Raw genomic sequence first — 24,623 nt, 5'->3', positions numbered from 1 at the left:
TCAGGTGGGGGTGACGATTCTGCGGATGGGGACGTCGTGCATGCGGATCTTGCCGGGCTTGGCGTCGCGGGCGACTTGGGGGAAGGCGCCGATCGAGAGGGAGACCGGGTCGGGCTGATCGTCACCGTCGATGACGAGCACGTCGCCGGCGGCCTCGGTGAAGGCGCCGACGGCGGCCTTGCCCCACCGCCCGGCCGGCATGACCTTGACGCCCTTGCCGGCGCGACCCTGTTCGGGCAGCTCGTCGACGGCGAAGCGCTTGCCGTGCTTCTTGTCGGTGGCGAGCAAGATGGTGTCGCCGGTGACGGTGCCGCCGAACACGACCTGTTCGCCAGCGCCGAGCTTGATGCCCTTCACGCCGGCGGCGGCACGACCCATCTGTCGCATGTCGGACGGGACGAACCGGATGCCCTGGCCGCTGTCGGCCACCAGCACCACCGGGGTCGCCTCGTCGAACCGGCCGATCGACACCAATCGGCTGCCTGTGGCGAGCTTCACGATCGAGATGCCGCCCTTGCGGTCGCCGCCCTCGCAGTCGGACGCGGCGATCCGTTTCACCATGCCGTCCGACATCACCAGGAGCAAGTCGTCGGGCATGTCGGCTTCGAGCCACCAGACGAGCGGCTCGCCCTCGAGCCCGGGGAGGAGCGAGGCAGCGGCCGTCGGCTTCTCGGGCACGTTGTCGACCAGGGTTCGGATCAGCTGACCCGACGTCGTGATGACGACCATGGTGTTCGCGGTCGAGGTGTCGAAGGTGTGGAGCGGAACCAGCTTCGGCTTGGCCTTGGAGCCGCGACGGATGCCCTGCACCCAACCCGAGGCGTCGACGTAGACCTGGATCGGTTGGTCGATCACCATCGCCGCCTTCGACACCTTCGGTGCCTCCTCGGTGGTGATGGTCGTGACCCGGGGTGCGATGTCGTCGGTGAACTCCTCCATGACCTTGCGCAGGCCGCGTGCGACCTCGGTGCGCTGACGCTGCTCGGAAGAGAGCAGCAGCTCCAGCTTCGCCTGCTCCTTCTCGAGCTCGTCGGTCTCCTTGTTGAACTCGATCACGGCGTCCTCGGTGAGCTGGCCGAGGTTGAGATCGAGGACGGCGTTGGCCTGGATCTCGTCGATCTCGAAGCGCTCGCACAACCGCTCACGGGCGACCGCTCGCGTCTTCGACGTGCGGACGATCCGGATCGTCTCGTCGATGTCGACCAAGACGGCGAGGAAGCCGCGCAGTCGGTGGAGGCGTTCGGCGATCTTGGCGAGCCGGTTCTCGCTGCGGGCCACCACGACCCGGATGCGGTGGGCGACCCACGCCTGGAGCACGGTGCGCAGGTTGTAGAGGCGCACCACGCCGTGCTCGTCGAGGAAGTGCATCTGCACCTTGTTGGTGGTCTGCAGATTCGTGTGGCGCAGCAGACCGGGGATGATCATGTCGGGGTCGACACCGGTACCGAGTTCGAGCGTGATGCGCACCTGGCCGTCGGACGACTCGTCGTTGAACGAGACGATGCCGGCGAGGTCACCGGCATCGAGTGCGTCGCCGACCTGGCCGATGAACTTCTCGGTCGAACCGAGGCGGGTGTCGTCGTAGGGGAGCGAGGTCACCACGATCTGCTGGCGGCCGCGGCCGACCGGTTCGATCGTCCAGGCGCCTCGCACCGTCACCCGGCCCTGACCCGAGCGGTAGATGTCGGGCAGCTCGTCGCCGTTGGTGATCGTGCATTCCGACGGGAACGACGGCCCGGGCAGGACGGTCATCAGGTCTTCGACCGACGACGACTTGCGGTCGAGCAGCATCAGGGCCGCTTCGCACACCTCGCGAGGGTCGTGGGGCGGAAGGTACGACGACAGGCCGACGGCGATGCCGTTGGCGCCGTTCACCAACAGGTTCGGGTAGGCGGCCGGGAGCACGACCGGCTCGGTCGTGGAACCCTCGTAGTTCTCCTCCATCGGCACGACGCCCTGGTCGATCTCGTCGAGCAGGAGCATGCCGAAACGGCCGAGCCGCGTCTCGGTGTAGCGGGGAGCCGCCGGGCCGAAGTCGGGCGAGCCGACGTTGCCGTGGAAGTCGAGCGGCGGCAGCAGGTTCGAGAACGGCTGCGCGAGGCGGGCGAGTGCATCGGAGATCGACTGATCGCCGTGCGGGTGGTACTTACCCATCACCTCACCCGTCACGCGGGCGGTCTTCACGTGGGGCCGATCGGGGAACAGCCGCATCGTGTGCATGCCCCACAGGATGCGACGGTGCACCGGCTTCAGACCGTCGGAGGCCGACGGCACGGCACGGTCGCCGACCACGTAGTCGGAGAAGGCGAAGTAGTCCTTGTTGAGCTGCTCGACGGCGCCGAGGTCGACGACGTCCTCGGTGAACTCGACGACCGGAGCGCTCTTCTTCTTGCGGGCCATCAGCGGCCACCTCCCACGGCGAGCGTTTCGCCGGACTGTTGCAGGAACCAGGTCTTGCGCAGCTCGGACTTCGATCCGAACAGCTGCTCGGCGAGCTTGGCGAAGCCCGCCGGATCGTCGATGGTGACCCGGCCGATCTTGCGGCCGGTGCCGATCACCTCGCGCAGTTCGGCGGCGTCCATCTCGCCCAGCCCTTTCAAGCGGCCCATGTGGGCCTTGTGCTTCGGGTTCTCGGCGAGGAACGCGGCCTTGGCGGCGTCGTCCTCCAGGTAGATGCGTTCGCCCTGGTGGACGGTGGTCCACAGCGGCGGCAGTGCGTAGAAGAGGCGACCCGACTCGACGAAGCCCGGGCACCACGTGTACAGGAACGCCTTGATCAGCGAGCGGATGTGCAGACCGTCGGTGTCGGCGTCGGCCACGACCACGATCCGGCCGTAGCGGAACTTGTCGAGGTCGAAGTCCTCCCCGATGCCGCAACCCATCGAGAGGATCAGATCGGACAGCGACCGGACGACCCGCTCGATCGACTCGCGGTACGAGTTGAGCGGCTTGCCGCGCAGGGGGAGCACGGCCTGGAACGACGGATCGCGGGCGTCGATGGCGGTGCCGCCGGCGGAGTCGCCCTCGACGATGAGGAGTTCGGTCGGGCGTTCGGTCTTGTGGGTGCAGTCGCGCAGCTTGGCGGGCAAGCCGTTGCGCGACTTGGTGCCCTTGCCGAGCAGCGCCCGCACGGCGGCCTGCTCGGCGTTCGACTTGGTGCGCGAGCGCATCGACGCAATCGCCAGATCGGCGATCTTCTTCGCCGAGTCGGGGTTCTCCTCGAGCCAGCGGCTCATCGCCGGGAGCACGATCGCACGCGTCTTGCCGGCCGCCTCGGTGTTCATCAGCTTCGACTTGGAGTTACCGGCGAACTGCGGCCCCGGGAGCATGATCGACACGACCAGCAGGCCGGCGGCGAAGATGTCGCGGGTGTTGGGCGCCGACTCCTTGTCCTTCAGGAGTTCGCGATCGGCGATGTGCTTCTGCACCGCCTCGGTCACCGCGTTGCGGAAGCCGTTGATGTGGGTGCCGCCCTCGGGCGTGGCGACACCGTTGGCGAAGCCGAGGCTGGTGTCGCGCCCGTCGACGGTCCAGGCGATGGCGGCGTCGACGGTGACGTCGTCGTCCTCGCCCTGGAACGACACCACCTGCCCGACCACGCTCGTGTCGGCGGTCATCTCGGTCACCAGGTCGGCCACGCCACCGGTCGAGCACCACTCGTACCGCTCGTGCTCGCCCTTCTTGCGTTCGTCGATCAGCACGAAGGTGACGCCGGGGTGCACGAAGCTCTTGTGGCGGAACCGGTCGGAGATCGTGCGCAGGCTCCACTGCGGACGCTCGAACGGGATGCCCTGGTCGTCGTGGAACAAGCTCAGGTCGGGCCAGAAGCGGATCGTGGTGCCCGTCTTGCTCTTCGGGATGCTGCCGCTCGCCGTGATCGGCCCGTTCGGCACGCCGGGCACGATCTCCTTGCCCTGCTTCTTCGCCTGCAGCGTGAGCCGGTGCTTCTGCCCGCCACGGCGCACCTCGGCCTCGAGCTTGGTCGACAGCGCCGTCACCACCGATGCACCCACGCCGTGGAGGCCGCCCGACACCTTGTAGCTGTCGGAGTCGAACTTGCCGCCCGCGTTCGTCTCGGTGAGCACGACCTCGAGCGCGCTGCGACCCTTGTGCGGGCCTTCCTTCATCGGGTCGACCGGGATGCCGCGGCCGTCGTCCTCGACGCTGACGGAGCCGTCGGCGTGCAGGGTGGCGGTGATCGTGGAGCCGTGGCCGGCCATGGCCTCGTCGACCGAGTTGTCGACGATTTCCCAGATCAGGTGGTGTAAACCGTTCACGCCCACCCCGGCCGACCCCAGGTACATCAGGGGGCGATGGCGGACGTGGGACAGACCGGACAGTGCGGAGATGGCGGCGGCGTCGTAGCTCTTCGTGCTCATGTCGTGGAGGGGAGTCGGGCAGGCGACCGACGGGATGTCGGCGGAACCTGGTGGACCTAGTAGCCAACCACAACCGGACCCCGATCAGGGGGACCACGGAGCGCGCGAGACGTGGGGTGTCAGACCGACATGTCGAGGTCACGCATCGAGACCTGCAGACCCGACCCCGACCGTTCGATCGACACCAGTTGGCCGAATGCCAGCTCGGTCCAGTCGTCGCTCTGCTCGGTGAGCGGCTCGGAGGCGAAGATCGCCGACGTCGCCTCGTCCGGCGGCGTCACATCGACGTCGTAGGAGCCCTCGTAGTCGTCGAAGTTGCGGCCGGTGAGCAGGTACATCGGTTCGAGGACCATCGACAGGGAGTGCTCGTCGGTGCCGGCGTCGTGCTCCCGCAACTCGCGCCAGTCCTGATCCATCTCGGTCTCGCCGTCGTGGCCGAAGCCGTAGTTGACGCCGATCACACGATCTTTGGTGACCAGGCCGATCTTCATCTTCGTGAGCGCGACGAGATCGAGTTCGGTCATCGCCTCGTGACACACCCGCAGGAGCTGTTCGAAGGCACGCTGGACGTCGTCCACCCCGTCGCCGTCGAGCAGCGACAGGAGCAGGACGTACAAGAACTCGGTGTCGGTCGTGCCGCGCATCTGGCCGAGGAACCGGTCGTCGCAGTGCGGGAGCAGCACACGCTGGAGCTGCTTCCAGTGGGGGAGCGCCCCGTTCTGCGCCATGATCCACGGCGTTCCGTCCATGCGGAACGGGTGGCAATTCTCGTCGGCCAGGACGGCACCGGCGTCGTACCCGGCGGCGCGCACGTGGGCCAGCAAGGTGCTCGCCTGCAGGCTCGGGATGATGCCTTCCGCGTTGTCGTCGTAGAAGGCGGCGACCGGCCGCCGGTACACCAGCGGGTCGTCGGGCCGCACGAAGCCGTCGCTCCAAGCACCGAAGCCCCACCCGGCGAGCTGCAGCAGGGGGTGCAGCTCGGGGTCGAGGGTCTGGTTGATCAGGCTGTTGTCCGGCGTGAGCAGCAGGCTCTCGAGCGGCAGGTCGGGCCCGACATAGGCGAGTACTCGGCACATGGCAACTCCTCACTGCGCGCAGCGCAGGTCGTGGGGCGGACGACCTCGTAGGTCCCCGGTCGGGCAACTCGGCAAACCCGCTCGTGCGGCGTTGGTCGTGAGTCGTCAGTCGCGACAGTCGTCGTCGGCGAGTGCCGCCGCCACGGCGGCCTCGGCGTGGAGTCGTGCGGTGGGGAAGTAGGGCACGTCGAGATCGTCGGCGGTGACCAGGAGTTCGATCTCGGTGCAGCCGGCGATCACCCCCTGGGCTCCTGCGGCGACCAGCCGATCGACGATGTGGAGGTACCGCTGCTTCGAATCGGGGTTCACCACACCGCGCACCAACTCGTCGTAGATCACGTCGTGCACCGTCGTGCGGTCGGGTTCGGGCGGCACCAACACCGTGAGGCCACGTGCTTCGAGACGGCCTCGGTAGAAAACGTGCTCCATCGTGTAGCGGGTGCCGAGCAGGGCGACCGTGTCGAGTCGTTGCCCGAGCACGGCGTCTGCGGTGGTGTCGGCCAGGTGGAGGAACGGCACGGAGATCGCGGCTTCGATCGCCGGTGCGACGACGTGCATCGTGTTCGTGCAGAGCACGAGGAGTTCGGCGCCGGCGTCCTGCAGACGACGGCCGTCGGCGGCGAGCAGTTGCCCGGCGGCGTCCCAGTCACCGGCTTCCTGGAGCGCCTCGATGGCAGCGAAGTCGTAGCTGCGGATGATGAGGTCGGCCGACGAGGTGCCTCCCCGAGCCGCACGGACTCCCTCGTTGATGAGTCGCTCGTACTCGATCGAACTCTCCCAACTCATCCCGCCCAGCAACCCGATCGTCTTCATCCCGGGAGGATGGTACTGGTGGCGCCGGGGTCGGCTCGGGGCGTGTCAGGGGTCGGGCCAGTTGAGGCCGACCCACTGCCAGTCGACCCGTTCCATGCTCGGGGCCCGGTAGCGGGCGTCGGGGAGTTCGGTTGGTGGAAGTGGGGCCCCGCAGGGCTCGATTCGTCGTCCGTGTTCGTCGGTGAACACGAGACTGTTCGGATCGTCGGCGTTGCCCGTGATCCCGAGTCGACCCTGGTGGTGCATTCGATGATGCTTCGTGCAGAGCGCCACGAGATTCCATGAATCGGTCGGGCCGCCGTCGGCCCAGTGGATGATGTGGTGGATCTCGACGAAGCGATCGTGATGGCACCCCGGTGTGCGGCAGCCCTGGTCTCGCAGCAGCACCACTCGACGCAGACGATCGGGCACGATGTGCTGTGCCCGGCCGAGATTGAACGGAACACCGTCACGTTTCCACACCGGCTGGATCGTGCCGTCGCAGGTGATGCGATCTCGGACCGAGTCGGGGATCCGGACGCCGGACGGGGTCAGACCGTCGCCGTCGGCGTCGAGATGGACCCACACCCGTGCTCGATTGCGGCGAGCCGGGCTCTCGATGCCGTCGAGGAATCGTTCGACGACGTGTCGGAAGCAGTCGGCGAGCGAGATGTCGCGCTGACCGTCGGCGAACAGTTCTTCACGAGCCTGGACGAGCGCGGCATCGATCTTCTGGCCGGTGTCGAGGTCGAAGCTGCCGGTCAGCCGGAACCGGTGCTCGTCGTCGACACGAGTGCTCACCCATTCGGGCTCTGCCGGAGCCGGCTCGGGCTCGATGTCGCTCGTCGGGTCTTCGGTCTCGGCGCCGGTGTCGGTGTCTGCGGGTGTGTCGGTCGGGGCGCCACCCCATCGCTTCTTCACCGAGAGGCGGATGCGATGTGGCGTGGCGATCTCGGCCCAGTCCTCGAGCGAGGCGTCGGCGACCGGCGGGGCCTTCATCAGCTCGTTGACCTGCTCGAGCGAGAGTTCGCCGGCGTCGAATCGGCCGACGATGGTGGGGTAGAGGTGCCGACGCTCGGCGACCTGTACCACCATCTCGGCCCGGGTCGGGTTCGTGCCCATGCAGTGCACGACCCAGTGCTTGGGCGAGGCGCCCGACCAGGTGTTGTTCTCGATCGCCTCGGCCGTGAGTCGGGTCAGGTCGGCGTGCGCCACGTTCATCAGTCCAGCAGCGCCTGCCATCTGCTCATCGAGCGCTCGGCTCGCGGAGACCGACACTGCGGCGACCATGTGAACAGCGTACACCAGTACGATTCACTCGGAAAGAGCCAGCGTGTGATGCCTACGTGAAGTTGTGTGAAGCGTGACCGAACGACGGAAGGCGGTGGGTCGAGGACCCCATGTGGTCGTCGTTCGTCACGTGTGACGGGCGGCTCGGGTTCGACCCGCTGTCGACGTGGTATCCCGGGTGTCATGCAAGTCACGATCGCCGGAGCGCACGGGCAGATCGCCCGCCAGCTGACCACCTTCCTCCGCAGTACCGGACACCACGTCCGTGGCCTCATCCGATCCGAGGACCAGTTCGCCGACATCGAGAGCGACGGGGGCGAGCCCGTCTTGCTCGACCTCGAGAACTGCACGCCTGAGGAGTTCGACGAGGCGCTCGATGGCAGCGACGTCGTCGTGTTCGCCGCCGGTGCCGGGCCGAACAGTGGGCCGGAGCGCAAGAACACGCTCGACCGCGACGGTGCGATCAAGACGGTCGAGTCGGCTGTTCGTGTGGGTGCCGACCGATTCCTGATCGTCAGCTCGATGGGGGCCGACGACCCGCCCCAGGACGACGAGACGTTCAGCGTCTACCTCCGTGCCAAGGCAGCCGCCGACGAGGCAGTCCGCTCCGCCGACATCCCGGCCGTCATCGTGCGGCCCGGCAAGCTCACCGACGGTTCGGCCACGGGCGCCGTCGAACTCGGCGAGTCGGTCGAGCGCGGCGAGATCACCCGGGCCGACGTCGCCGCCGTGCTGACCGAGATCATCGACTCCGGCAACGGTGACGGCCGCACGATCGAGATCGTCGGCGGGTCGACCCCCATCGAGGACGCCGTCGGAGCGCTCTAGCCACCACACGGCATCATCAGGCGGGGTTATGGATGACATCACCAGAATCTGGGTCGGGTGATCTTTACAGCCAGTGATCCGGACGTGACAATGGTCGCAGGGGGAACATCCGCCAACCGCCAGGAGAGATGTCATGTCAGATTCGTTGTCCGCCGAGTGGGGATCGCTCACGTCCGCCGAGTTCCAGTCGAACGAGAAGTGGTGGCCCAACTCGCTCAATCTGCGAATCCTGCACCAGAATCATCCGGACTCGACACCGTTCGGTCCCGAGTACGACTACCGCAAGGCCTTCACCGGCATCGACGTCGACGCGCTGACGCGTGACGTCGACGCCCTCATGACCGACTCGCAAGACTGGTGGCCCGCCGACTGGGGCCACTACGGCGGCTTCTTCATCCGCATGAGTTGGCACGCCGCCGGCACCTACCGCGTCAGCGACGGTCGTGGCGGCGGCGGCACCGGCGCCCAGCGCTACGCCCCGCTCAACTCGTGGCCCGACAACGGCAACCTCGACAAGGCCCGACGCCTCCTGCTGCCGATCAAGCAGAAGTACGGCAAGCAGATCTCGTGGGCCGACCTGTTCGTGTTCGCCGGCAACCGGGCGCTCGAGACGATGGGTTTCCGCACCGCCGGCTTCGCGTTCGGTCGTGCCGACATCTGGGCACCCGAGGACGACATCTACTGGGGCCCGGAGAACGAGTGGCTGGCCGTGCACGACGAGCGATACACCGGCTCGTTCGAGGACGGCAACCGAGTGCTCGACAACCCCCTCGCGGCGGTGCAGATGGGTCTGATCTACGTCAACCCGGAAGGTCCGAACGGTGTGCCCGACGCCCTGAAGTCGGCGCAAGACATCCGCGAGACGTTCGGTCGCATGGCCATGAACGACGAGGAGACCGTGGCGCTCACGGTCGGCGGTCACACCTTCGGCAAGATGCACGGTGCGGTGACGCCCGACCATCACGGGCCCGAGCCCGAAGGTGCCGGACTCGCCGACCAGGGCTTCGGCTGGGCGAACAAGCACGAGAAGGGCCTCGGCGAGTACACCCTCACCTCGGGTCTCGAAGGCGCCTGGACCCCGACCCCGACCCAGTGGGACAACAAGTACCTCGAGACGATCTTCTCCCACGAGTGGGAACTCGTCCACTCACCGGCCGGCGCACAGCAATGGCAGCCGACCGAGGTCAAGCCCGGCTTCATGGTGCCGCCGGTCGCCGAGGGAGCGCCCGAGACGCCGCCCACGATGTCGACCGCCGACATGGCGATGATCACCGACCCGGCCTATCTGGAGATCTCGAAGCGCTTCTACGAGAACCCCGACCAGCTGGCCGACGCCTTCGCCAAGGCCTGGTTCAAGCTGCTCCACCGCGACATGGGTCCGGCCAACCGGTACATCGGCCCGCAGGTTCCGTCGGAGGAGTTCCTCTGGCAGGACAACGTGCCCGCCCACGAGGGGCCGATGATCGGCGACGCCGAGATCGCCGAGCTCAAGTCGACGCTGCTCGACTCCGGTCTGTCCGGAGCCCAGCTGATCAAGGCCGCATGGGCGTCGGCCTCGACGTACCGACGCACCGACTACCGCGGCGGTGCCAACGGTGCCCGCATCCGTCTCTCGCCGATGAGCGACTGGGATGTCAACGTGGCGTCGGGCGTCAACGAGGTCATCTCGAAGCTCGAGCAGGTCCAGGCCGACTTCAACGGGAAGGGTGGCCCGCAGGTGTCGCTCGCCGACCTCATCGTCCTCGGTGGCACCGCCGCCGTGGAAGCAGCCGCCAAGGCCGCCGGTCACGACATCGAGGTCCCGTTCGAGCCGGGTCGCACCGACGCCACCCAGGAGAACACCGACGTCGACTCGTTCCAGTGGCTCGAGCCGAAGGCCGACGGCTTCCGCAACTACGTGCAGAAGATGGGTGCCGTGCCCACCGAGCATCTCCTCATCGACAAGGCGTTCATGCTCAACCTGACCGCCCCGCAGATGACCGCCCTGATCGGCGGGTTGCGGGTGCTCGGTGCCAACGTCGGCGACGAGGGCTATGGCGAGTTCACCGACCGCAAGGGTCAGCTGACGAACGACTTCTTCGTCAACCTCCTCGACATGCGCACCAAGTGGGCAGCCGTCGGTGAGGCCGAGGACGTGTTCGAGGGCCGCGACCGCACGTCGGGAGACCTCAAGTGGAAGGCGACCCGCGTCGACCTCGTGTTCGGCGCCAACAGCCAGCTGCGTGCGCTCGCCGAAGAGTTCGCAGCCGCCGGTGGCGAAGAGGACATGATCCGCCACTTCGTCGACGGCTGGTTCGTCGTCATGCACAACGACCGCTTCGACCTGGACTGAACCCAGCAGAACGGTCTCGCCTGAGCACTGGCGAGCACGCCGCCCCGAGCAACCGGCTCGGGGCGGCGTGTTGCGTCACCGGACGAAGTTGGCGTCGATCCGTTGCTGGAGGAAGTCGCCGGCACTCGTCGGCTCGTACGACCCGCCCGGCGGGATGATCATCACCGGCTTGTTCGCCTGGGCGAAGAAGGCGACGCTGTGGCGCGACACGACCGGCTCCCCGGGCTTCGGCCCACGCACGCGGTGCAGCGTCGACGAGACGCGGTCGTCGCTCCACCGCTTCAACATGTCGCCGATGTTGCACGTGATCAGACGCTCGTCGGGCGTGACACTGGTCCACCGACCGGTCGCCGCGTCGGTGCCGGGGCACACCTGGAGCCCTGCCTGCCCCTCCCGCTGGAACAGGAGGGTCAGGCAGTTGTAGTCGGTGTGGGCGCCTGCCCTCCACTGTCCTTCCTCGAAATCGTCGGCCGACATCGGGAAGTAGCGCAGCAGGCGCAGCGTGCTCTGGTAGCCGTCGCCGGTGGGCTCGTGCGCCACGGTGAAGAAGTCGGGCGCGAAGCCCAACCGATCGGCGAAGCACGAGAGGACGTCCATCGCGATGCGCCAGCACCGCCGCTCCATCTCGAGCAGTGTCGTGCGGAAGCCGGGCACCGTCTCGTCGGCGGGCCACAGGCCCGACATGTGCGGCACCGTCACCTGGTACGTCTCTTTCTGATCGGCCACTCTCGTCGAGGGCCGCACCTGCGACCTCGACTCCCACCCGGCGTTCAACTCGCGTCGCCACGGCACCTCGGCCTTCACGTCATCGTCGAGGTCGAAGAACCGCTCTGCTGCGGCGAACGTCGCATCGACCAGCGCCGTGTCGATGCCGTGGTTGGCCAGCTGGAAGAAGCCGACGTCGCGGGCTGCGGCCCACAGCTCGTCGGTGATCTCGGCTCGCCGCCGGTCCATGTCGGCAAGGCTGATCACGGGGATCGTCCGGTCGGCGTCGACGCCGATGCTGCCGATCGTCGACTCCAGGTCGAGTTCGACGGAGCGTTCGGGGGAAGTGGGCACGGGAGGTCCTTTCGTCGGACGGAGCAATGCCCGGGGCCGTCGAGCCCTGACCGCTTCTACTCCCTGATGTGTGACCCGACCATACGGAACTGTCGGTTGCGATGGAAGGGGAGCGGCCCGCCGTTCACGAACGGTTCACACGGCTCAGGCGTACGCCGGTGGCGGGACGAAGCCGTTCCACTCCTCGACGAGACCGGCGAACCGCATCGTGGTGCGATCCTCCAGGTACGGGCCGATGGCCTGCAGGCCGAGCGGCAAGCCACGTGGGTCGAGTCCGCCCGGGAACGCCGTCGCCGGCTGGCCGGCGAAGATCGCCCACATCGGGTACACCACCATGTGGTGGTACGGCACCGTCTCGCCGTCGATCTCCAACGTTCGATCGTTGAACTTGCCGTCGGTGTGGGGGAACGCCGCATCGATCGCCGTCGGGCAGATCAGGACGTCCCACTCCTCGAAGAACTCGGCCCACGCCCGCCGAGCGAGCTCGCGACGATCGAGCAGCTGCAAGAAGTCGACGGCCGACATCGTCATGCCCTTCGCCCGGGCGATCTCGGTCGAGTCACCCGTGGCGATCATCTTCTCGGCCGCCGAGTGACGGTGGTCGTCGCTCATCGCCTGGGTCGTGATGAGCATGAGGGTGGTCAGATAGTCGTGGAAGTACTGCTCGGCGTCGAACGACGGCATCGCCTCGGCGACCCGAGCGCCCCCGTCCGACGCGAACGCAGCGAGGCTCTCGACCGACGCTTGCATCGCTCGGGACGGCTTCGCGAACGGGATCTCCGGCATCACAGCGACCCGGAACTCGCCGAGCGACTCGTGGCGCGACGGCGGTACGTCGAGCCGCCACGCTCGATCCTCGAGTTCGATCGGGCCGGCCACGACGTCGAACATCAACTCGAGGTCGGCGGCCGACCTCGCCAGCGGTCCCTGCACACCCATGATCGCCGCCGGGTTCTCCAGGTCGTGCGGTGGCATCGAACCCGATCGTGGGATCGCCGTTTCGGTCGGGCGGTGCCCGTATACACCGCAGAACGCGGCCGGTACCCGGATCGAGCCGCCGATGTCGCTGCCGATCTCGAGGGGCGTCATGCCCGCGGCCAGAGCGGCGCCCCCGCCGCCGGTGCTGCCGCCCGGACTGCGGGTCGTGTCCCACGGGTTGAGCGTGCGGCCGTACACGGCGCTGTCGGCCTGCCAGTCGCTCAGTGCGAACGGGATGTTCGTCGTCCCGAGCAGGCACCCGCCCGCCGCCGACACCCGCTCGGCCACCCGGCCGTCGGTCTCGGGGACGAAGCCGGCGAACTCCGGAATACCGGCCGACTGCGGGAGTCCGGCCGTGCGGGTCGACTCCTTCAGGGTGAGCGGCAAGCCGAGGAGGGGAGCGCTGTCGCCGTCGGCCCGGCGACGATCGGCCTCCTGCGCCGCTGCCCGTGCCCGGTCGGGCGTGTTCACCGCGATCGCGTTGATGTCGCCGTCGACGGCGTCGATCCGCTCGAGCTGCATCTCGACGAGGTCGACGCTCGTCACCTCACCCCGGTCGAGCGCCGCCAACATCTCCGTCGCCGTGCTGTACACCCCGATGTTCCCCATGCGGCGAGCGTAGACCTCGCACCCCACGAGGAACCGCTCGAGCCGCACCGGTTCGCCATAGGCCCGACCGACAGCCCGCGCGATATGTGCGCTTGATCGGCGAGCAGATTGCCGGATCCCGATCGGGTGAACCATGCGGCTTCAGGTGTCGATATGCGTGGCTGAGGCCGCGGGACAATACGCCGACCTCGCTCTGCACCGGCCCGCACGTCAAGCGGAGCGGTCTCGCCGCCCGGGTGCTAGGTGGCGCATTGTGGGCAGTGGTCACTGCGACGAGCAGACGTACCGTTCGCCGTACCGGTTCCGAGACGTGTGCTTTGGAAACAGCATGGAGAGGTGTCGGGCGATCCTGACTGTCCGACGCCCGCGTCGCAGAACCTGGGCCGGTCCGCCTCCCTGCTCGTCATGACAGCGAGCGTCAGGTGGCGTCTGGGTTCTGAACGAAGCGCAAGAGGTAGCCATCCGGGTCTTGTACGAGAAACTCGTACGCGACGTGGACCGTGTCGTCTTCTCGGTACTCAGTCCGCAGGAGATCCCGGAAGAGCGGAAGACCTGCTTCGGTGACGCGCGCGTGGAGGCGCTCGACGTCATCGACCTCGATCTGCAGGTTGATCCCTCGACCGAACGGTCGCTCGAGCAAAGCGGTTTCCCACGATGACTGGTGACGCTCTTCCAGCATCACCTGTGCATCGCCGAGTTCGAGGTAAGCGAAGCGGTCCTCCTCTCGTCGGAATCGACAGGAGAACCCGAGGACGCCGGTCCAGAAGTGCATCGAGACGTCGAGGTCGGAGCAGGACAGCTCAGGAACGAGAGCTGCCCAAGATGCCTCCACCAGGCCCAGGCTAGAACTGAACCGATCCGCAGCGACACGGCACCCGGCGGCTGACTCGCCCGCCCGATATCGCCTGTCGACACGAGGACAACTTCCCCGAGCAGTTCGGCACGACCGCGGAGCGATACGACCGGCTGGCCCACTCGATATCGCGCGAGGGGCTGACGCGGACAACGCCACCGACCAGCGCGACATCAGCTGGTTGTCTTGACCGGCCTCCGGTTCCAGCTATTGCGCGGTGGTACCGCTATTGGTACTATGCACGTTGTGGCCAGGATCGACAAGACCGTGGCCGCGATGCGCAACGCACCGCAGAACATCTCGTACAACGACCTGCACTCGGTGTGCGTTCACTTCTTCGGTGAACCCCGCCAGAGCGGTACGTCGCACGCGGTGTTCAAGACGCCGTGGCCGGGCGACCCTCGGGTCAACATCCAGAAATCCAAGGGCGGCAAGGCCAAGCCGTACCAGGTCCGCCAAGTGCTGAAGGCGATCGACAAACTCAACGAGGAACAGACGTGACCGACACCAAGCACTACACCTACCGGGTCTCGTGGTCCGGCGAGGACGACGAATACGTCGCGACCGTCGTCGAGTTCCCGTCGCTGTCCTGGCTCGACGCCGACCAGGGCCAGGCGCTGCGCGGCTTGGTCGCCCTCGTCGACGGAGTCCTCGCCGACCTGGCGGCGAACGGCGAGCCGATCCCCGAACCGATCGCCGATCGCCGCTACTCGGGCAAGTTCAACGTCCGCGTCCCCGAGTCACTGCACCGCGAACTCGCCCTCGCAGCCGCCGAGCAGGGCGTCAGCTTGAACCGTCTCGTCAGCGACCGCCTCGCCCACAGCTGAGAGATCCGCCGATCTGGCAGCCTGCCGAGGCCATGTCTCTCACGGTCCGACTCGACGCGGCCACGCATAACGCTCAGCATCCGAGGCCGCCTCGACCGAGCAGTCCGGCACTGACGCTCGAGCGCACCCGCTCGGTAATCACGCGGCCTGCCGTGCCGACCGTGCGCTGATCGGTGACACACCCACGAGGTACTCTGAACTCATGGCACGCACGCTTGATCTCGAGCCCTGGGCGGGCCGGTGGGTTGCTGTCGACGCGGAGGGTCGTGTGTGCTCCGACGCTGCATCCTTGGCCGAACTGCTCACCGCGATCGAGGAAGCGGACCTGGGTGAGGTCGAGGTGATGCGGGCGCCTGCACCGGACGATCCGGTGGTCTACGGGTTTGGCTGACGCCTGGCAGTACGCGTACACCGACTTCGGCGAGGGCCGAGGCCGCAGCCCACAACCCGTCCTGCGCGCGGTCGTAGCCGTCGCGACACCGGGCTCGTCGACGCGGTTCGCCGCGATCATTGACACCGGCGGCCCGATCACTGTGGTTGCCCACGAGGTACTCGCTGCCGGTGGTGAACCTGTCGAGCGTGGCGACACGATGATGTTGAGGCTCGGCGGAACGACGAGTGAGGTCGCGTTTTTCGACCTGACCCTCGAGGTTCGCCCGCCCGTTGGTATGCGCGAGGCTGATCCGATGACGTGGAGAGGCGTCGTCGCCGCGCTCGACCCGTGGCCGCATCAGGGAACGGCCGTGATCCTCGGCCAGTCGGGATTCTTGGACACCTTCACGGTCACGCTCGGCCTGGACGGCTTCGTACTCGAACCCGCCGCGGTGTTCCGGGATCGGTTCCCGGTCCCCGACGCCTGATGCCCCGAGGAGCGCGTAATCGCGTGCGGAAATGCCGAGATGGGCCGACCAGTTCGGCACCTCGGTGCTCGTCCACCCGCTCGAGAACGTTCCGGCTATCGGCAGTCGACTGCAACCTCAAGTGCCTGGCAGATCTCTCGCATTCGCATGCCGCTCAGTGCACCGATCCGCTCGACGAGCACGGCGGTTGATACCGACTCGATCGAGTCCAGGTTGACGGCACAGCGGCGAACGATGGGATCGTCACCCGGGTCGAGAACGACCTCACTCGGCAGACCTCTGATCGTGGTGGTGCATGGTGCGACGAGTGCACGACGCAGACGCGGGATCGCTGCATCACGCGAGAGGACCACGACTGGTCGTCGACCGATCTCCGGTGGTTCGCACCACCACAGCTCCCCCCGGACGGGCGCAGCGCTCATGTGGCCGAAGCAGCGCTTCGGAACGAGGCGAGATCGCCCCACTCATCTTCGCCGTCGATCGGGTGAGCTTCGTACGCAGCTTCATACGCGGCGTCAATTTCGGCAGACCGGTAGCGATCGAGGAGTGCTGTCAGTGCCTCATCGACGAGTTCGGCATCAGTGGTTCCGGCGTGGAGTCGGCGAGCGTCATCGAGAAGCGTGCGGTCGACAGTCGTACTGATCCGAGCTCGAGTCATGCCACTATCATGCCATGATCATGCTCCGTTGAAACCGCTCGGAATGTTCAGCCAGCCGGCCGGCGCGATCCGTCCGATGGAACGACTCGCCAGCCCCCTCGATCCGTGACGACCACCGACGGCTTCGCCTGCAGCCCGCGACTGCTCGGATCGGCGACGCTCGAACCGATCTACCCCCAGGCACGGACACTGCCAGACTCAACGGCTCGAGGCAGGTTGATGTCAGATCAGAATCGACCAGTTGCTGTCCCGACCGACCATTCTGGTCGGTCGGATGATGTCTGACCTCAACTGACGAGCAGGATGCCGAGGTTCGTTCGCCAGGCACGCCGGACGGCGCTGCGATCGAGACCTTGTTCCTGCAGCAGGTCCCAGGCTTCGAACGAGGTGAGGGCGGCGACGACGGCGACACGGTCCTTGCGGGCGGCGCTGCTCAGCGGGGTGAGCTCGGGAGCGAAGTGTTGGGCGACCTGGTCGGCGAGGGTGGCGCGGACCCGGGCGAGGGTGGCTCGCATCTGCTCGACGTCGAGCGCCTGGTGGCGGCTCATCCGGGCCATCGGTTCGGTGACCCGGTAGAACTCGAGCCGGCTCGCCACGAACGAGTCGATCCGGCGGGGGAGCGGCCCCTCACCGATGTCGGGGATCGCGATCAGGTGATCGATGCGCTCGAAGTAGCGCTGCACGCCGAGTCGCCGCAGCTCGTCGAGCGACTCGAAGTAGCGATACACCGAGGCGACCGACACATCCGCTCGCTCGGCGATCTGGTCGGCCGTGGGGGCACGGCCCCCGGCGAGGATCAGGTCGATCACCGCATCCACGACAGCGACCCGTCCGAGTTCGCGGCGGCGCCGCCGACCGTCGGTGACGGTGTCGTCCTCGTCACCGGCGGCGTGCTGCGCACTATCGCGAGTCGTCATGTCAGAAGATATTGACAGTGCGACTCGCAGAATGCAAGATGTCGTCGACGGCACACGAGGGGGACCGCCGCACATGACACTCCAGATCGGACGCACGCTCGCCGAGTCGACGCCGTCGTTCACCGAACCGCCGCATCCGGGCGACGACGCACCGAACGTGCTCGTGATCCTGCTCGACGACACCGGCTTCGCCCAGCTCGGCTGCTACGGCTCCGACATCGACACCCCGAACCTCGACGCGCTCGCGGCCGGCGGACTCCAGTTCACCAACTTCCACGTGACACCCCTGTGCTCGCCGACCCGGGCCTCACTCCTCACCGGTCGCTCGCAACACGCCGTCGGGATGCGCGGTGTCTCCAACTGGAGCACCGGCTTCCCGCACCAGCTCGGCCACATCTCGCCCCACGCGGCCACCGTCGCCGAGGTGCTCCACGACGCCGGATACGGCACCTTCTGTGCCGGCAAGTGGCACCTCGCCCCGATGGAGCAGTGTTCGGCGGCCGGGCCGATGGATCACTGGCCGCTCGCCCGTGGCTTCGACCGCTTCTACGGCTTCCTCGAAGGCGAAACCGACCAGTTCCATCCCGACCTCGTGTGCGACAACCATCCGGTCGACCCGCCGGCCGGCCCCGACGACGGCTACCACCTGAGCGTCGACCTCGTCGACCAGCTCCTGCGCATGATCCGTGACTCGAAGGGCGTCCGCCCCGACCGCCCGTTCTTTGCGTACCTCCCCTTCGGCGCGACCCACGCCCCGCACCAGGCGCCGCCCGAGTACCTCGCCAAGTACCGGGGCCGCTACGACGACGGCTGGGACGTCCACCGCCGCCGCTGGTACGAGCGCCAGCTCGAGCTCGGCCTGATCCCGCCCGACACCCAACTGGCGCCGCGCAATCCCGGGGTCGAGGCGTGGGACGACCTGCCCGACAACCAGCAGCGCCTCGCCGCCCGCCTGCAGGAGGCGTTCGCCGCCTTCCTCGACCACACCGACGACCAGATCGGTCGCCTGATCGACGGCCTTCGCGCAATGGGCGAACTCGACGACACCATCGTCGTCGCCCTCGCCGACAACGGTGCCTCCCAGGAGGGCGGACCGTACGGCGTCATGCACGAGATGAAGTTCTTCAACTTCATCCTCGAGACGCCCGACGAGGCGATCGAACGCATCGACGACATCGGCGGACCGCACAGCCACACGAACTACCCGTGGGGCTGGGCCCAGTGCGGCAACACCCCGTTCCGCTGGTACAAGCAGAACACGCACGAAGGCGGCGTCCACGTGCCGATGATCGTCCACTGGCCGAAGGGCATCGACCCCGACCAGCACGGCACCCTGCGGCACCAGTTCGCCAACGTCGCCGACATCGCCCCCACGCTGTACGACCTGATCGGGGTCACACCGCCCGCCACACGGCGCGGTCTCGACCAACTGCCGGTCACCGGCCATTCGTTCGCCGAGCTGCTGACCGACCCCGACGCGCCGGCCCGCAACACCCTGCAGTACTTCGAGATGATGGGCAGCCGTGCCCTCGTCGCCCAGCTCGACGGTGTCTGGTGGAAAGCGGTCTGCCGGCACGAACACGGTGGCGACTTCGACACCGAGCCGTGGGAGCTCTACCGACTCGACGACGACTGGTCGGAGTGTCACGACCTGGCCGACGACGAGCCCGACACCCTCGCCCGCCTGATCGATCTCTGGTGGAGCGAGGCCGACCGCCACGGCGTGCTCCCGCTCGACGATCGCGGCGTCGAACTGTTCGGTGCACGCTTCCGCGACCGGTCACCCCACCCGGCCGACCGGCGCTACGTCTACCGGCCACCGATGTCGCCCATCCCGGCCCAGGCCGCGGCGTCGATCGGAGGTCGCTCCTTCGACCTGACGGCGACGGTCACCCGCTCGTCCGGTGACGACGGCGTCCTCTACGCGACCGGCACCCAGAACTCGGGCATCAGCGTGTTCGTGCAGGACGATCGTCTCGTCGTCGACTACAACGCATTCGACGACCACACCGTCGTCGAATCCGCCGACCCGCTGCCCGACGGCGTCGTCACCCTCACCGCTCGATTCCGACGCACCGGCAGCCGGACCGGATCGGTCGAGATCCTGGTCGACGGCATGCCCGCCGGCTCGTCCGACATCCCGTTCTACATGCGGATGATCTCCTCCGTCGGCGCGTCGGTGGGCTTCGACCAGGGGTCGCCGGTCTCCACCCGCTACCCGGCGCCATTCCCGTTCGCGGGTCTGCTCCACTCGGTCGAGATCCAACTCGTCTCACGCGAGGCAGCCGGCACCGACGCCGCCCGCGCCCAACAACAGATGGCCCAACAATGATCGTCACCCTCCTCGGTACCGGCAGCCCGATCCCGGCCCCCGACCGTGCCGGACCCGCCACGCTCGTCACCATCGACGACGAACACGTCCTCGTCGACGCCGGGCGCGGCGTCCTCATGCGCCTCGCCGCCTGCGGCTTGGGTGCGGGCAACCTCACGGCGCTCCTGATCACCCACCTGCACAGCGACCACATCACCGACCTGAACGACGTGATCACCACGCGGTGGGTCACCTCGTTCGAGCCGAACCCGTTGACGATCGTCGGCCCGCCCGGCACCGCCGAGGTCGTCGACCACCTGCTCGCCGCACTGGCGCCCGACATCGCCTACCGCATCGCCCACCACGCCGATCTCACCGAACCGCCGCCCGTCGTCGTCCGTGAGTTCGGCGACGGCCAGATCGACCTCGACGCACGTTTCACGCTCACGTGTGCGCCGACCGACCACAAGCCGGTCGAACCCTCCCTCGGCTTCCGGGTCGACCACGACGGAGCGTCGGTCGTGCTCGCCGGCGACACCGTGCCGTGCGACGGCCTCGATCGGCTGTGCGCGGGCGCCACCGCCCTGGTCCACACCGTGATCCGCAAGGACGTGATCGAGAACATCCCGCTCCAACGGATGCAGGACACGCTCGACTACCACTCGTCACCCGAACAGGCCGGCGACACCGCCGCCCGAGCCGGTGTCGGCACGCTGGTGCTGACCCACTACGTGCCGGCCCTCACCGCCGACACCGTCGACGAATGGCGGTCGCGAGCCGCCACCCACTTCGACGGCGTCGTCGAACTCGGCGACGACCTCCACCGCATCGAAATCCAACCCGTCGATCCCACAGGAGCCTGACATGCAGACCCTTCGCACCCCCGACGACCGCTTCGCCGACCTGCCCGACTACCCGTTCGAACCCCACTACGCGGAGGTGCCCGACGGCGACGGCGGCACCTTGCGCGTCCACTACCTCGACGAGGGTCCGGCCGACGCCGCCCCGATCCTCCTGCTCCACGGCGAGCCCTCGTGGAGCTACCTGTACCGCTTCATGATCCCGCCCCTCGTCGCCGCGGGACACCGCGTGATCGTGCCCGACCAGGTCGGCTTCGGACGGAGCGACAAGCCGACGGAACAGTCCGACTACACGTACGCCCGCCACGTCGCGTGGATGTCGGCGCTCGTGTTCGACCACCTCGACCTCACCGACTGCACCTTCTTCGGGCAGGACTGGGGCGGCCTGATCGGCCTCCGCCTCGTCGCCGCCCAGCCCGAACGCTTCGCCCGGGTCGCCGTCGGCAACACCGGCCTGCCCACCGGCGACCAGCAGCCGAGCGAGGCGTTCCTGCGCTGGCAGCAGTTCTCCCAGACGACCCCGACGTTCGACGTCGGCTTCCTCATCAACGCCGCCTCCGTCCGCGACCTCGACCCGGCCGAGGTCGCCGCCTACGACGCGCCGTTCCCCGACGACTCGTACAAGGCGGGCGCTCGCATCTGGCCGGCCCTGGTCGTCACCTCGCCCGACGACCCCGAGGCCGGCCCGAACAAGGAGGCGTGGGAGGTGCTCCGTTCGTTCGACAAGCCCTTCCTCTGCTGCTTCAGCGACCAAGACCCAGTGACCGCCGGCGGCGACAAGCCGTTCCGGACCCTGATCGCCGGTGCCCAGGGACAGTCCCACCGCACCATCGAAGGTGGTGGCCACTTCTTCCAGGAAGACTGTGGTCCCGAACTCGCCCAGCTCCTGAACGACTTCATCGCGGGCACCCTGTGACCGACTGGCGCACCCTGTCGGGGAGGGCGGCGTTCGCCTCGCACCGCCTCGTCGGGTGGATCTTCTGGGACCCGGTCGGCATCGAGCGCTACGCGGCCCTGGGCATCCCGAACGGGCTCGGCTACTACATCACGACCCGTGCCGGCGCGCTCGTCGACGCGGGCGCCGACGTCGTCACCGCCGCGTACTACTCGATCCACGCCGACTTCATCCGGCTCTCGATCGACGAGCTCCTGAAGGTCGGCACCTCGGCCGACGCCGTCCGCGTCCGCGACGAGGCCGTGCTCGAGGGCCTCCGCACCCACGTGCCCGAGATCTGCGACGACCTGGCCGGTCTCGCCGAGCCGCTGTGGGCTGCGGCCGACACCCTGCCGTTGTCGGGCCGGGCGATGTTCGCGGCACAGCTCCGGCACCGCCGCACCGACGACCCGCTCCTGTCGGCGTGGCTCGCCGTCAACTGCATCCGCGAATGGCGCGGCGACACCCACTTCGCGATCCAGACGGCCGAAGACATCGCCGGCACCGAAGCGGGCATCCTCGACGGCGCGTGGCGGCACTACGACGACGACTGGCTGCCCCGCAGCCGCGGAGCCGACGACGCCGCGCTTGCCGCCGCCTACGCCCGACTCGAGGAGCGGGGCCTCGCCGTCGACGGACGCGTCACCGATGAGGCGATCGCCCTGCGCATCTCGCTCGAAAACCGACTCGACGACATCACCGCCAACGCGTGGCAGCATCTCGGCGAGGACGCGACCGTCCGCTTCTGCGAACTCGTCGAATCGGTCGGCGACCGCCTGATCGCCCGCGTCGACGCGACGGCGGGGGAGAAGTGGATGCCCGCTGGACGCCACCGCGACGAACGCACCTGAACGAAGGAACCCATGACGACCATCACCCGAACCCGAGACCTCCCGGCGTCGCCCGCCACCGTGTGGGCCACCCTCGCCGACTTCGACGCACTCGCCCTGTGGGCCGACGACATCGACCACTCGAGCCTGGCCACCGAACAGCGCGACGGCGTCGGCACCACCCGCCGGGTCCAGATGGGCCAGATCACCCTCATCGAGCGCGTCACCGTCTGGGAGCCCGATCACCGACTGGCCTACGACATCGAAGGGCTCCTCCCGATCGTCAAGCGAGCGACCAACACGTGGACGCTCACACCCACCGCCGATGGCACCCTCGTCTCGCTCGCCACCACCGTCGACACCGGCAAACGTCCCGACAAGGCGCTGATCGGCGCCGGCATCGCCCGCAAGATGGCCGAGGCGAGCGACATGATGCTCGACGGCCTCACCGCCCACCTGGAGAACCTCGCGTGAACCGTCCCGACATCATCATCCTGATGACCGACGAGGAGCGCGCCGCTCCTCCCTACGAAACCGACGAACTCCGGGCGTGGCGACGCGACGCGCTGCCCGGCGCCCGCTGGTTCGACGACCACGGCGTCTCGTTCGACCGCCACTACACGGGCTCGCTCGCCTGTGTCCCGAGCCGGCCGACCCTCTTCACGGGCCAGTATCCCGACCTCCACGGCGTGACCCAGACCGACGGACTCGGCAAGATGGCCGACGACTCGCGCATGCGCTGGCTCCCCCCGCACGAGGTGCCGACGCTCGGCAACTGGTTCCGGGCCGCCGGCTACGACACCCACTACGACGGCAAGTGGCACATCAGCCACGCCGACCTCCACGACGACGACGGGCAACCGCTCCCGACCAACACCGCCACCGGCGACGTGCTCGACGAGAACGTGCAGCGTTACCTCGAGGCCGACCCGCTCGGCCCCTACGGCTTCTCGGGATGGGTCGGCCCCGAACCGCACGGCGGTCTGTTCGCCAACTCGGGTCTCGCCCGCGACACCCTGATCGCCGACCGGGTCGTCGCCTGGCTCGACGACCGATACGCCCGCCGCCGCGCCGGCGACGCCGACGCGCAGCGACCGTTCCTCCTCGTCGCCAGCTTCGTGAACCCGCACGACATCGTGCTGTTCCCGCTCTGGATGCGCCGGGGCATGCCCGACGAACTGGCCTCGATCGAGGTGCCCACGGTGCCGCCCGCGCCCAGCGCCACCGAAGACCTCCGCACCAAGCCGGCGGCACACGTGGCGTACCGAGCCGCCTACCCCTCCTGCTACGGCCCGCCCGGCGCCGTGGCCGGCCTGTACCGTCGCCACGCCCAGGAGTACCGCGACCTGTACTACCAGCTCCACGCGGCAGTCGACGGCCCGCTCGACCAGGTCCGCCGAGCGGTCACCGAGCACACGACCGGCGAGGCCGTGCTGGTGAAGACCGCCGATCACGGCGACCTGCTCGGCTCGCACGGCGGGCTGCACCAGAAGTGGTTCCAGCTCTACGACGAGGCCACCCGCGTCCCGTTCTCGATCGCCCGCGTGGGCGCCGGCACCAACGAGGCGCGTCGCATCGCCGACCCGACGTCGCACCTCGACATCGTCCCGACGCTGCTCGCCGCAGCATCGATCGACGAGGCCGCCACGGCGGACGAACTGCGGTCGACGTTCAGCGAGGTGCACCCGCTGCCCGGCCGCAACCTGCTGCCCGTCGTCGACGGCGCCGACCCCGACGCCGACCGCGTCGTGTACGTGATGACCCGCGACAACATGCCCGAAGGCGACACCGGCGCCAACGCCATCGCCCGTGCCTTCGGACGCGTCGACGACGCACCCGGCCCGCTCCGGATCCAGGTCGCCGCCCACGTGGCGACGAACTTCGAGGGCGTCGTCGCTCGCGTCCCCGCCTCGGCCGGCGGCGACGACCACCTGTGGAAGCTCGTGCGCACGTTCGACGATCCGGCCACCTGGACCGAGCCGGGCGTGCGCCAACTGGCGAGCGACGGCATCGGGGGCCCGCAGTACCGCACGAACGTCCTGCCCGACCAGTGGGAGCTCTACGACCTCACCGCCGACGGCGACGAGGTCGTGAACCGTGCCGACGACCCGGCCGCCGCCGATGTGTTCGGCTGGCTCGTCGACCGGATGAAGGACGAACGGCACCGCTCGATCCCCGAACGCAACCAGCCGTGGCCGTACGTGACGAGTCGCATCACCGAGATCGACAA

At 68.2% G+C, this 24,623-nt stretch carries 22 protein-coding genes and 1 pseudogene; 12 read left to right on the top strand and 11 right to left on the bottom strand.

The window, feature by feature from the left end; translation table 11 throughout:
- From BDK89_RS11070 to BDK89_RS11050, 5 genes are all read right to left on the bottom strand, one after another.
- On the bottom strand, window positions 1–2,400 hold the full coding sequence (locus BDK89_RS11070; RefSeq protein WP_133869005.1) for a DNA gyrase subunit A: 2,400 nt from the start codon (window positions 2,398–2,400) through the stop codon (window positions 1–3).
- The gene (locus tag BDK89_RS11065) at window positions 2,400–4,379 is read right to left on the bottom strand and encodes a DNA gyrase/topoisomerase IV subunit B (RefSeq protein WP_133869004.1); all 1,980 of its coding nucleotides are present in this window, start codon (window positions 4,377–4,379) and stop codon (window positions 2,400–2,402) included. Before BDK89_RS11065 ends, BDK89_RS11070 begins: the two co-directional genes overlap by 1 nt.
- Window positions 4,380–4,498: 119 nt before the next feature.
- Window positions 4,499–5,455: a class II glutamine amidotransferase gene (locus tag BDK89_RS11060; protein ID WP_133869003.1), complete on the bottom strand. Its 957-nt coding sequence runs from the start codon at window positions 5,453–5,455 to the stop codon at window positions 4,499–4,501.
- A gap of 105 nt (window positions 5,456–5,560) precedes the next feature.
- A complete protein-coding gene (locus BDK89_RS11055; RefSeq protein WP_133869002.1) occupies window positions 5,561–6,268 on the bottom strand; it encodes an aspartate/glutamate racemase family protein in 708 nt (235 codons plus the stop codon).
- A 45-nt stretch (window positions 6,269–6,313) separates the two neighbouring features.
- Window positions 6,314–7,537, bottom strand: coding sequence for an HNH endonuclease signature motif containing protein (locus BDK89_RS11050; protein WP_133869001.1), 1,224 nt, complete (start codon window positions 7,535–7,537; stop codon window positions 6,314–6,316).
- A gap of 183 nt (window positions 7,538–7,720) precedes the next feature.
- On the opposite strand from BDK89_RS11050, the gene BDK89_RS11045 reads away from it, so the two are divergent.
- Both BDK89_RS11045 and katG read left to right on the top strand, forming a co-directional pair.
- Window positions 7,721–8,365 (top strand): SDR family oxidoreductase, encoded by a 645-nt coding sequence (locus BDK89_RS11045; protein ID WP_133869000.1) that lies wholly within the window; start codon window positions 7,721–7,723, stop codon window positions 8,363–8,365.
- 133 nt (window positions 8,366–8,498) lie between these two features.
- Window positions 8,499–10,697 (top strand): catalase/peroxidase HPI, encoded by a 2,199-nt coding sequence (gene katG / locus BDK89_RS11040; RefSeq protein ID WP_133868999.1) that lies wholly within the window; start codon window positions 8,499–8,501, stop codon window positions 10,695–10,697.
- 75 nt (window positions 10,698–10,772) lie between these two features.
- Here the strand turns inward: katG and BDK89_RS11035 are convergent, their stop codons facing one another.
- From BDK89_RS11035 to BDK89_RS11025, 3 genes are all read right to left on the bottom strand, one after another.
- Window positions 10,773–11,756: an isopenicillin N synthase family dioxygenase gene (locus BDK89_RS11035; protein ID WP_133868998.1), complete on the bottom strand. Its 984-nt coding sequence runs from the start codon at window positions 11,754–11,756 to the stop codon at window positions 10,773–10,775.
- A gap of 144 nt (window positions 11,757–11,900) precedes the next feature.
- On the bottom strand, window positions 11,901–13,343 hold the full coding sequence (locus BDK89_RS11030; protein ID WP_166657527.1) for an amidase family protein: 1,443 nt from the start codon (window positions 13,341–13,343) through the stop codon (window positions 11,901–11,903).
- Window positions 13,344–13,761: 418 nt separating this feature from the next.
- Entirely contained in the window at window positions 13,762–14,175 is a 414-nt protein-coding gene (locus BDK89_RS11025; protein ID WP_208294041.1) for a bleomycin resistance protein, read from the bottom strand.
- A 297-nt stretch (window positions 14,176–14,472) separates the two neighbouring features.
- Here BDK89_RS11025 and BDK89_RS11020 point away from each other — a divergent pair, with 297 nt between their 5' ends.
- The 4 genes from BDK89_RS11020 (at window position 14,473) to BDK89_RS21770 (ending at window position 15,883) form a co-directional block, all read left to right on the top strand.
- Window positions 14,473–14,697 carry a toxin HicA gene (locus BDK89_RS11020; RefSeq protein ID WP_424955302.1) on the top strand — a complete coding sequence of 75 codons (225 nt, stop codon included), beginning with the start codon at window positions 14,473–14,475 and terminating at the stop codon, window positions 14,695–14,697.
- A complete protein-coding gene (locus BDK89_RS11015; RefSeq protein WP_133868994.1) occupies window positions 14,694–15,023 on the top strand; it encodes a type II toxin-antitoxin system HicB family antitoxin in 330 nt (109 codons plus the stop codon). The genes BDK89_RS11020 and BDK89_RS11015 overlap by 4 nt, the downstream gene beginning before the upstream one ends.
- Before the next feature lie 202 nt (window positions 15,024–15,225).
- Entirely contained in the window at window positions 15,226–15,414 is a 189-nt protein-coding gene (locus BDK89_RS11010; protein ID WP_133868993.1) for a hypothetical protein, read from the top strand.
- A 295-nt stretch (window positions 15,415–15,709) separates the two neighbouring features.
- Window positions 15,710–15,883, top strand: a complete 174-nt coding sequence (locus BDK89_RS21770; RefSeq protein WP_166657526.1) for a hypothetical protein — start codon at window positions 15,710–15,712, stop codon at window positions 15,881–15,883.
- Between the two features lie 95 nt (window positions 15,884–15,978).
- Here the strand turns inward: BDK89_RS21770 and BDK89_RS11005 are convergent, their stop codons facing one another.
- The 3 genes from BDK89_RS11005 to BDK89_RS10995 all read right to left on the bottom strand — a co-directional run bounded on the left by BDK89_RS11005 (window position 15,979) and on the right by BDK89_RS10995 (window position 17,458).
- Entirely contained in the window at window positions 15,979–16,305 is a 327-nt protein-coding gene (locus tag BDK89_RS11005) for a type II toxin-antitoxin system PemK/MazF family toxin (protein ID WP_133868992.1), read from the bottom strand.
- A complete protein-coding gene (locus BDK89_RS22675) occupies window positions 16,302–16,541 on the bottom strand; it encodes a type II toxin-antitoxin system VapB family antitoxin (RefSeq protein ID WP_133868991.1) in 240 nt (79 codons plus the stop codon). Before BDK89_RS22675 ends, BDK89_RS11005 begins: the two co-directional genes overlap by 4 nt.
- Before the next feature lie 287 nt (window positions 16,542–16,828).
- Window positions 16,829–17,458, bottom strand: coding sequence for a TetR/AcrR family transcriptional regulator (locus tag BDK89_RS10995; protein ID WP_166657525.1), 630 nt, complete (start codon window positions 17,456–17,458; stop codon window positions 16,829–16,831).
- Between the two features lie 73 nt (window positions 17,459–17,531).
- Here BDK89_RS10995 and BDK89_RS10990 point away from each other — a divergent pair, with 73 nt between their 5' ends.
- The 6 genes and pseudogenes from BDK89_RS10990 to BDK89_RS10965 all read left to right on the top strand — a co-directional run.
- Window positions 17,532–19,790 (top strand): arylsulfatase, encoded by a 2,259-nt coding sequence (locus BDK89_RS10990; protein ID WP_133868989.1) that lies wholly within the window; start codon window positions 17,532–17,534, stop codon window positions 19,788–19,790.
- Window positions 19,787–20,632 (top strand): ribonuclease Z, encoded by an 846-nt coding sequence (locus BDK89_RS10985; RefSeq protein ID WP_133868988.1) that lies wholly within the window; start codon window positions 19,787–19,789, stop codon window positions 20,630–20,632. Before BDK89_RS10990 ends, BDK89_RS10985 begins: the two co-directional genes overlap by 4 nt.
- A 1-nt stretch (window position 20,633) precedes the next feature.
- The gene (locus tag BDK89_RS10980) at window positions 20,634–21,545 is read left to right on the top strand and encodes a haloalkane dehalogenase (protein ID WP_133868987.1); all 912 of its coding nucleotides are present in this window, start codon (window positions 20,634–20,636) and stop codon (window positions 21,543–21,545) included.
- Entirely contained in the window at window positions 21,542–22,414 is an 873-nt protein-coding gene (locus BDK89_RS10975) for an SCO6745 family protein (protein ID WP_133868986.1), read from the top strand. Before BDK89_RS10980 ends, BDK89_RS10975 begins: the two co-directional genes overlap by 4 nt.
- 12 nt (window positions 22,415–22,426) lie before the next feature.
- Window positions 22,427–22,867: an SRPBCC family protein gene (locus BDK89_RS10970; RefSeq protein ID WP_133868985.1), complete on the top strand. Its 441-nt coding sequence runs from the start codon at window positions 22,427–22,429 to the stop codon at window positions 22,865–22,867.
- 23 nt (window positions 22,868–22,890) lie between these two features.
- A pseudogene (locus BDK89_RS10965) lies at window positions 22,891–24,606 on the top strand (sulfatase-like hydrolase/transferase); the annotation flags it as partial.
- Window positions 24,607–24,623: the final 17 nt, after the last annotated feature.

It is taken from the genome of Ilumatobacter fluminis, assembly GCF_004364865.1.
Classification (GTDB): Bacteria; Actinomycetota; Acidimicrobiia; order Acidimicrobiales; family Ilumatobacteraceae; genus Ilumatobacter; species Ilumatobacter fluminis.
Note: the sequence above shows the minus strand (reverse complement) of the source record. Positions and strands in the feature narration are given on the sequence as shown.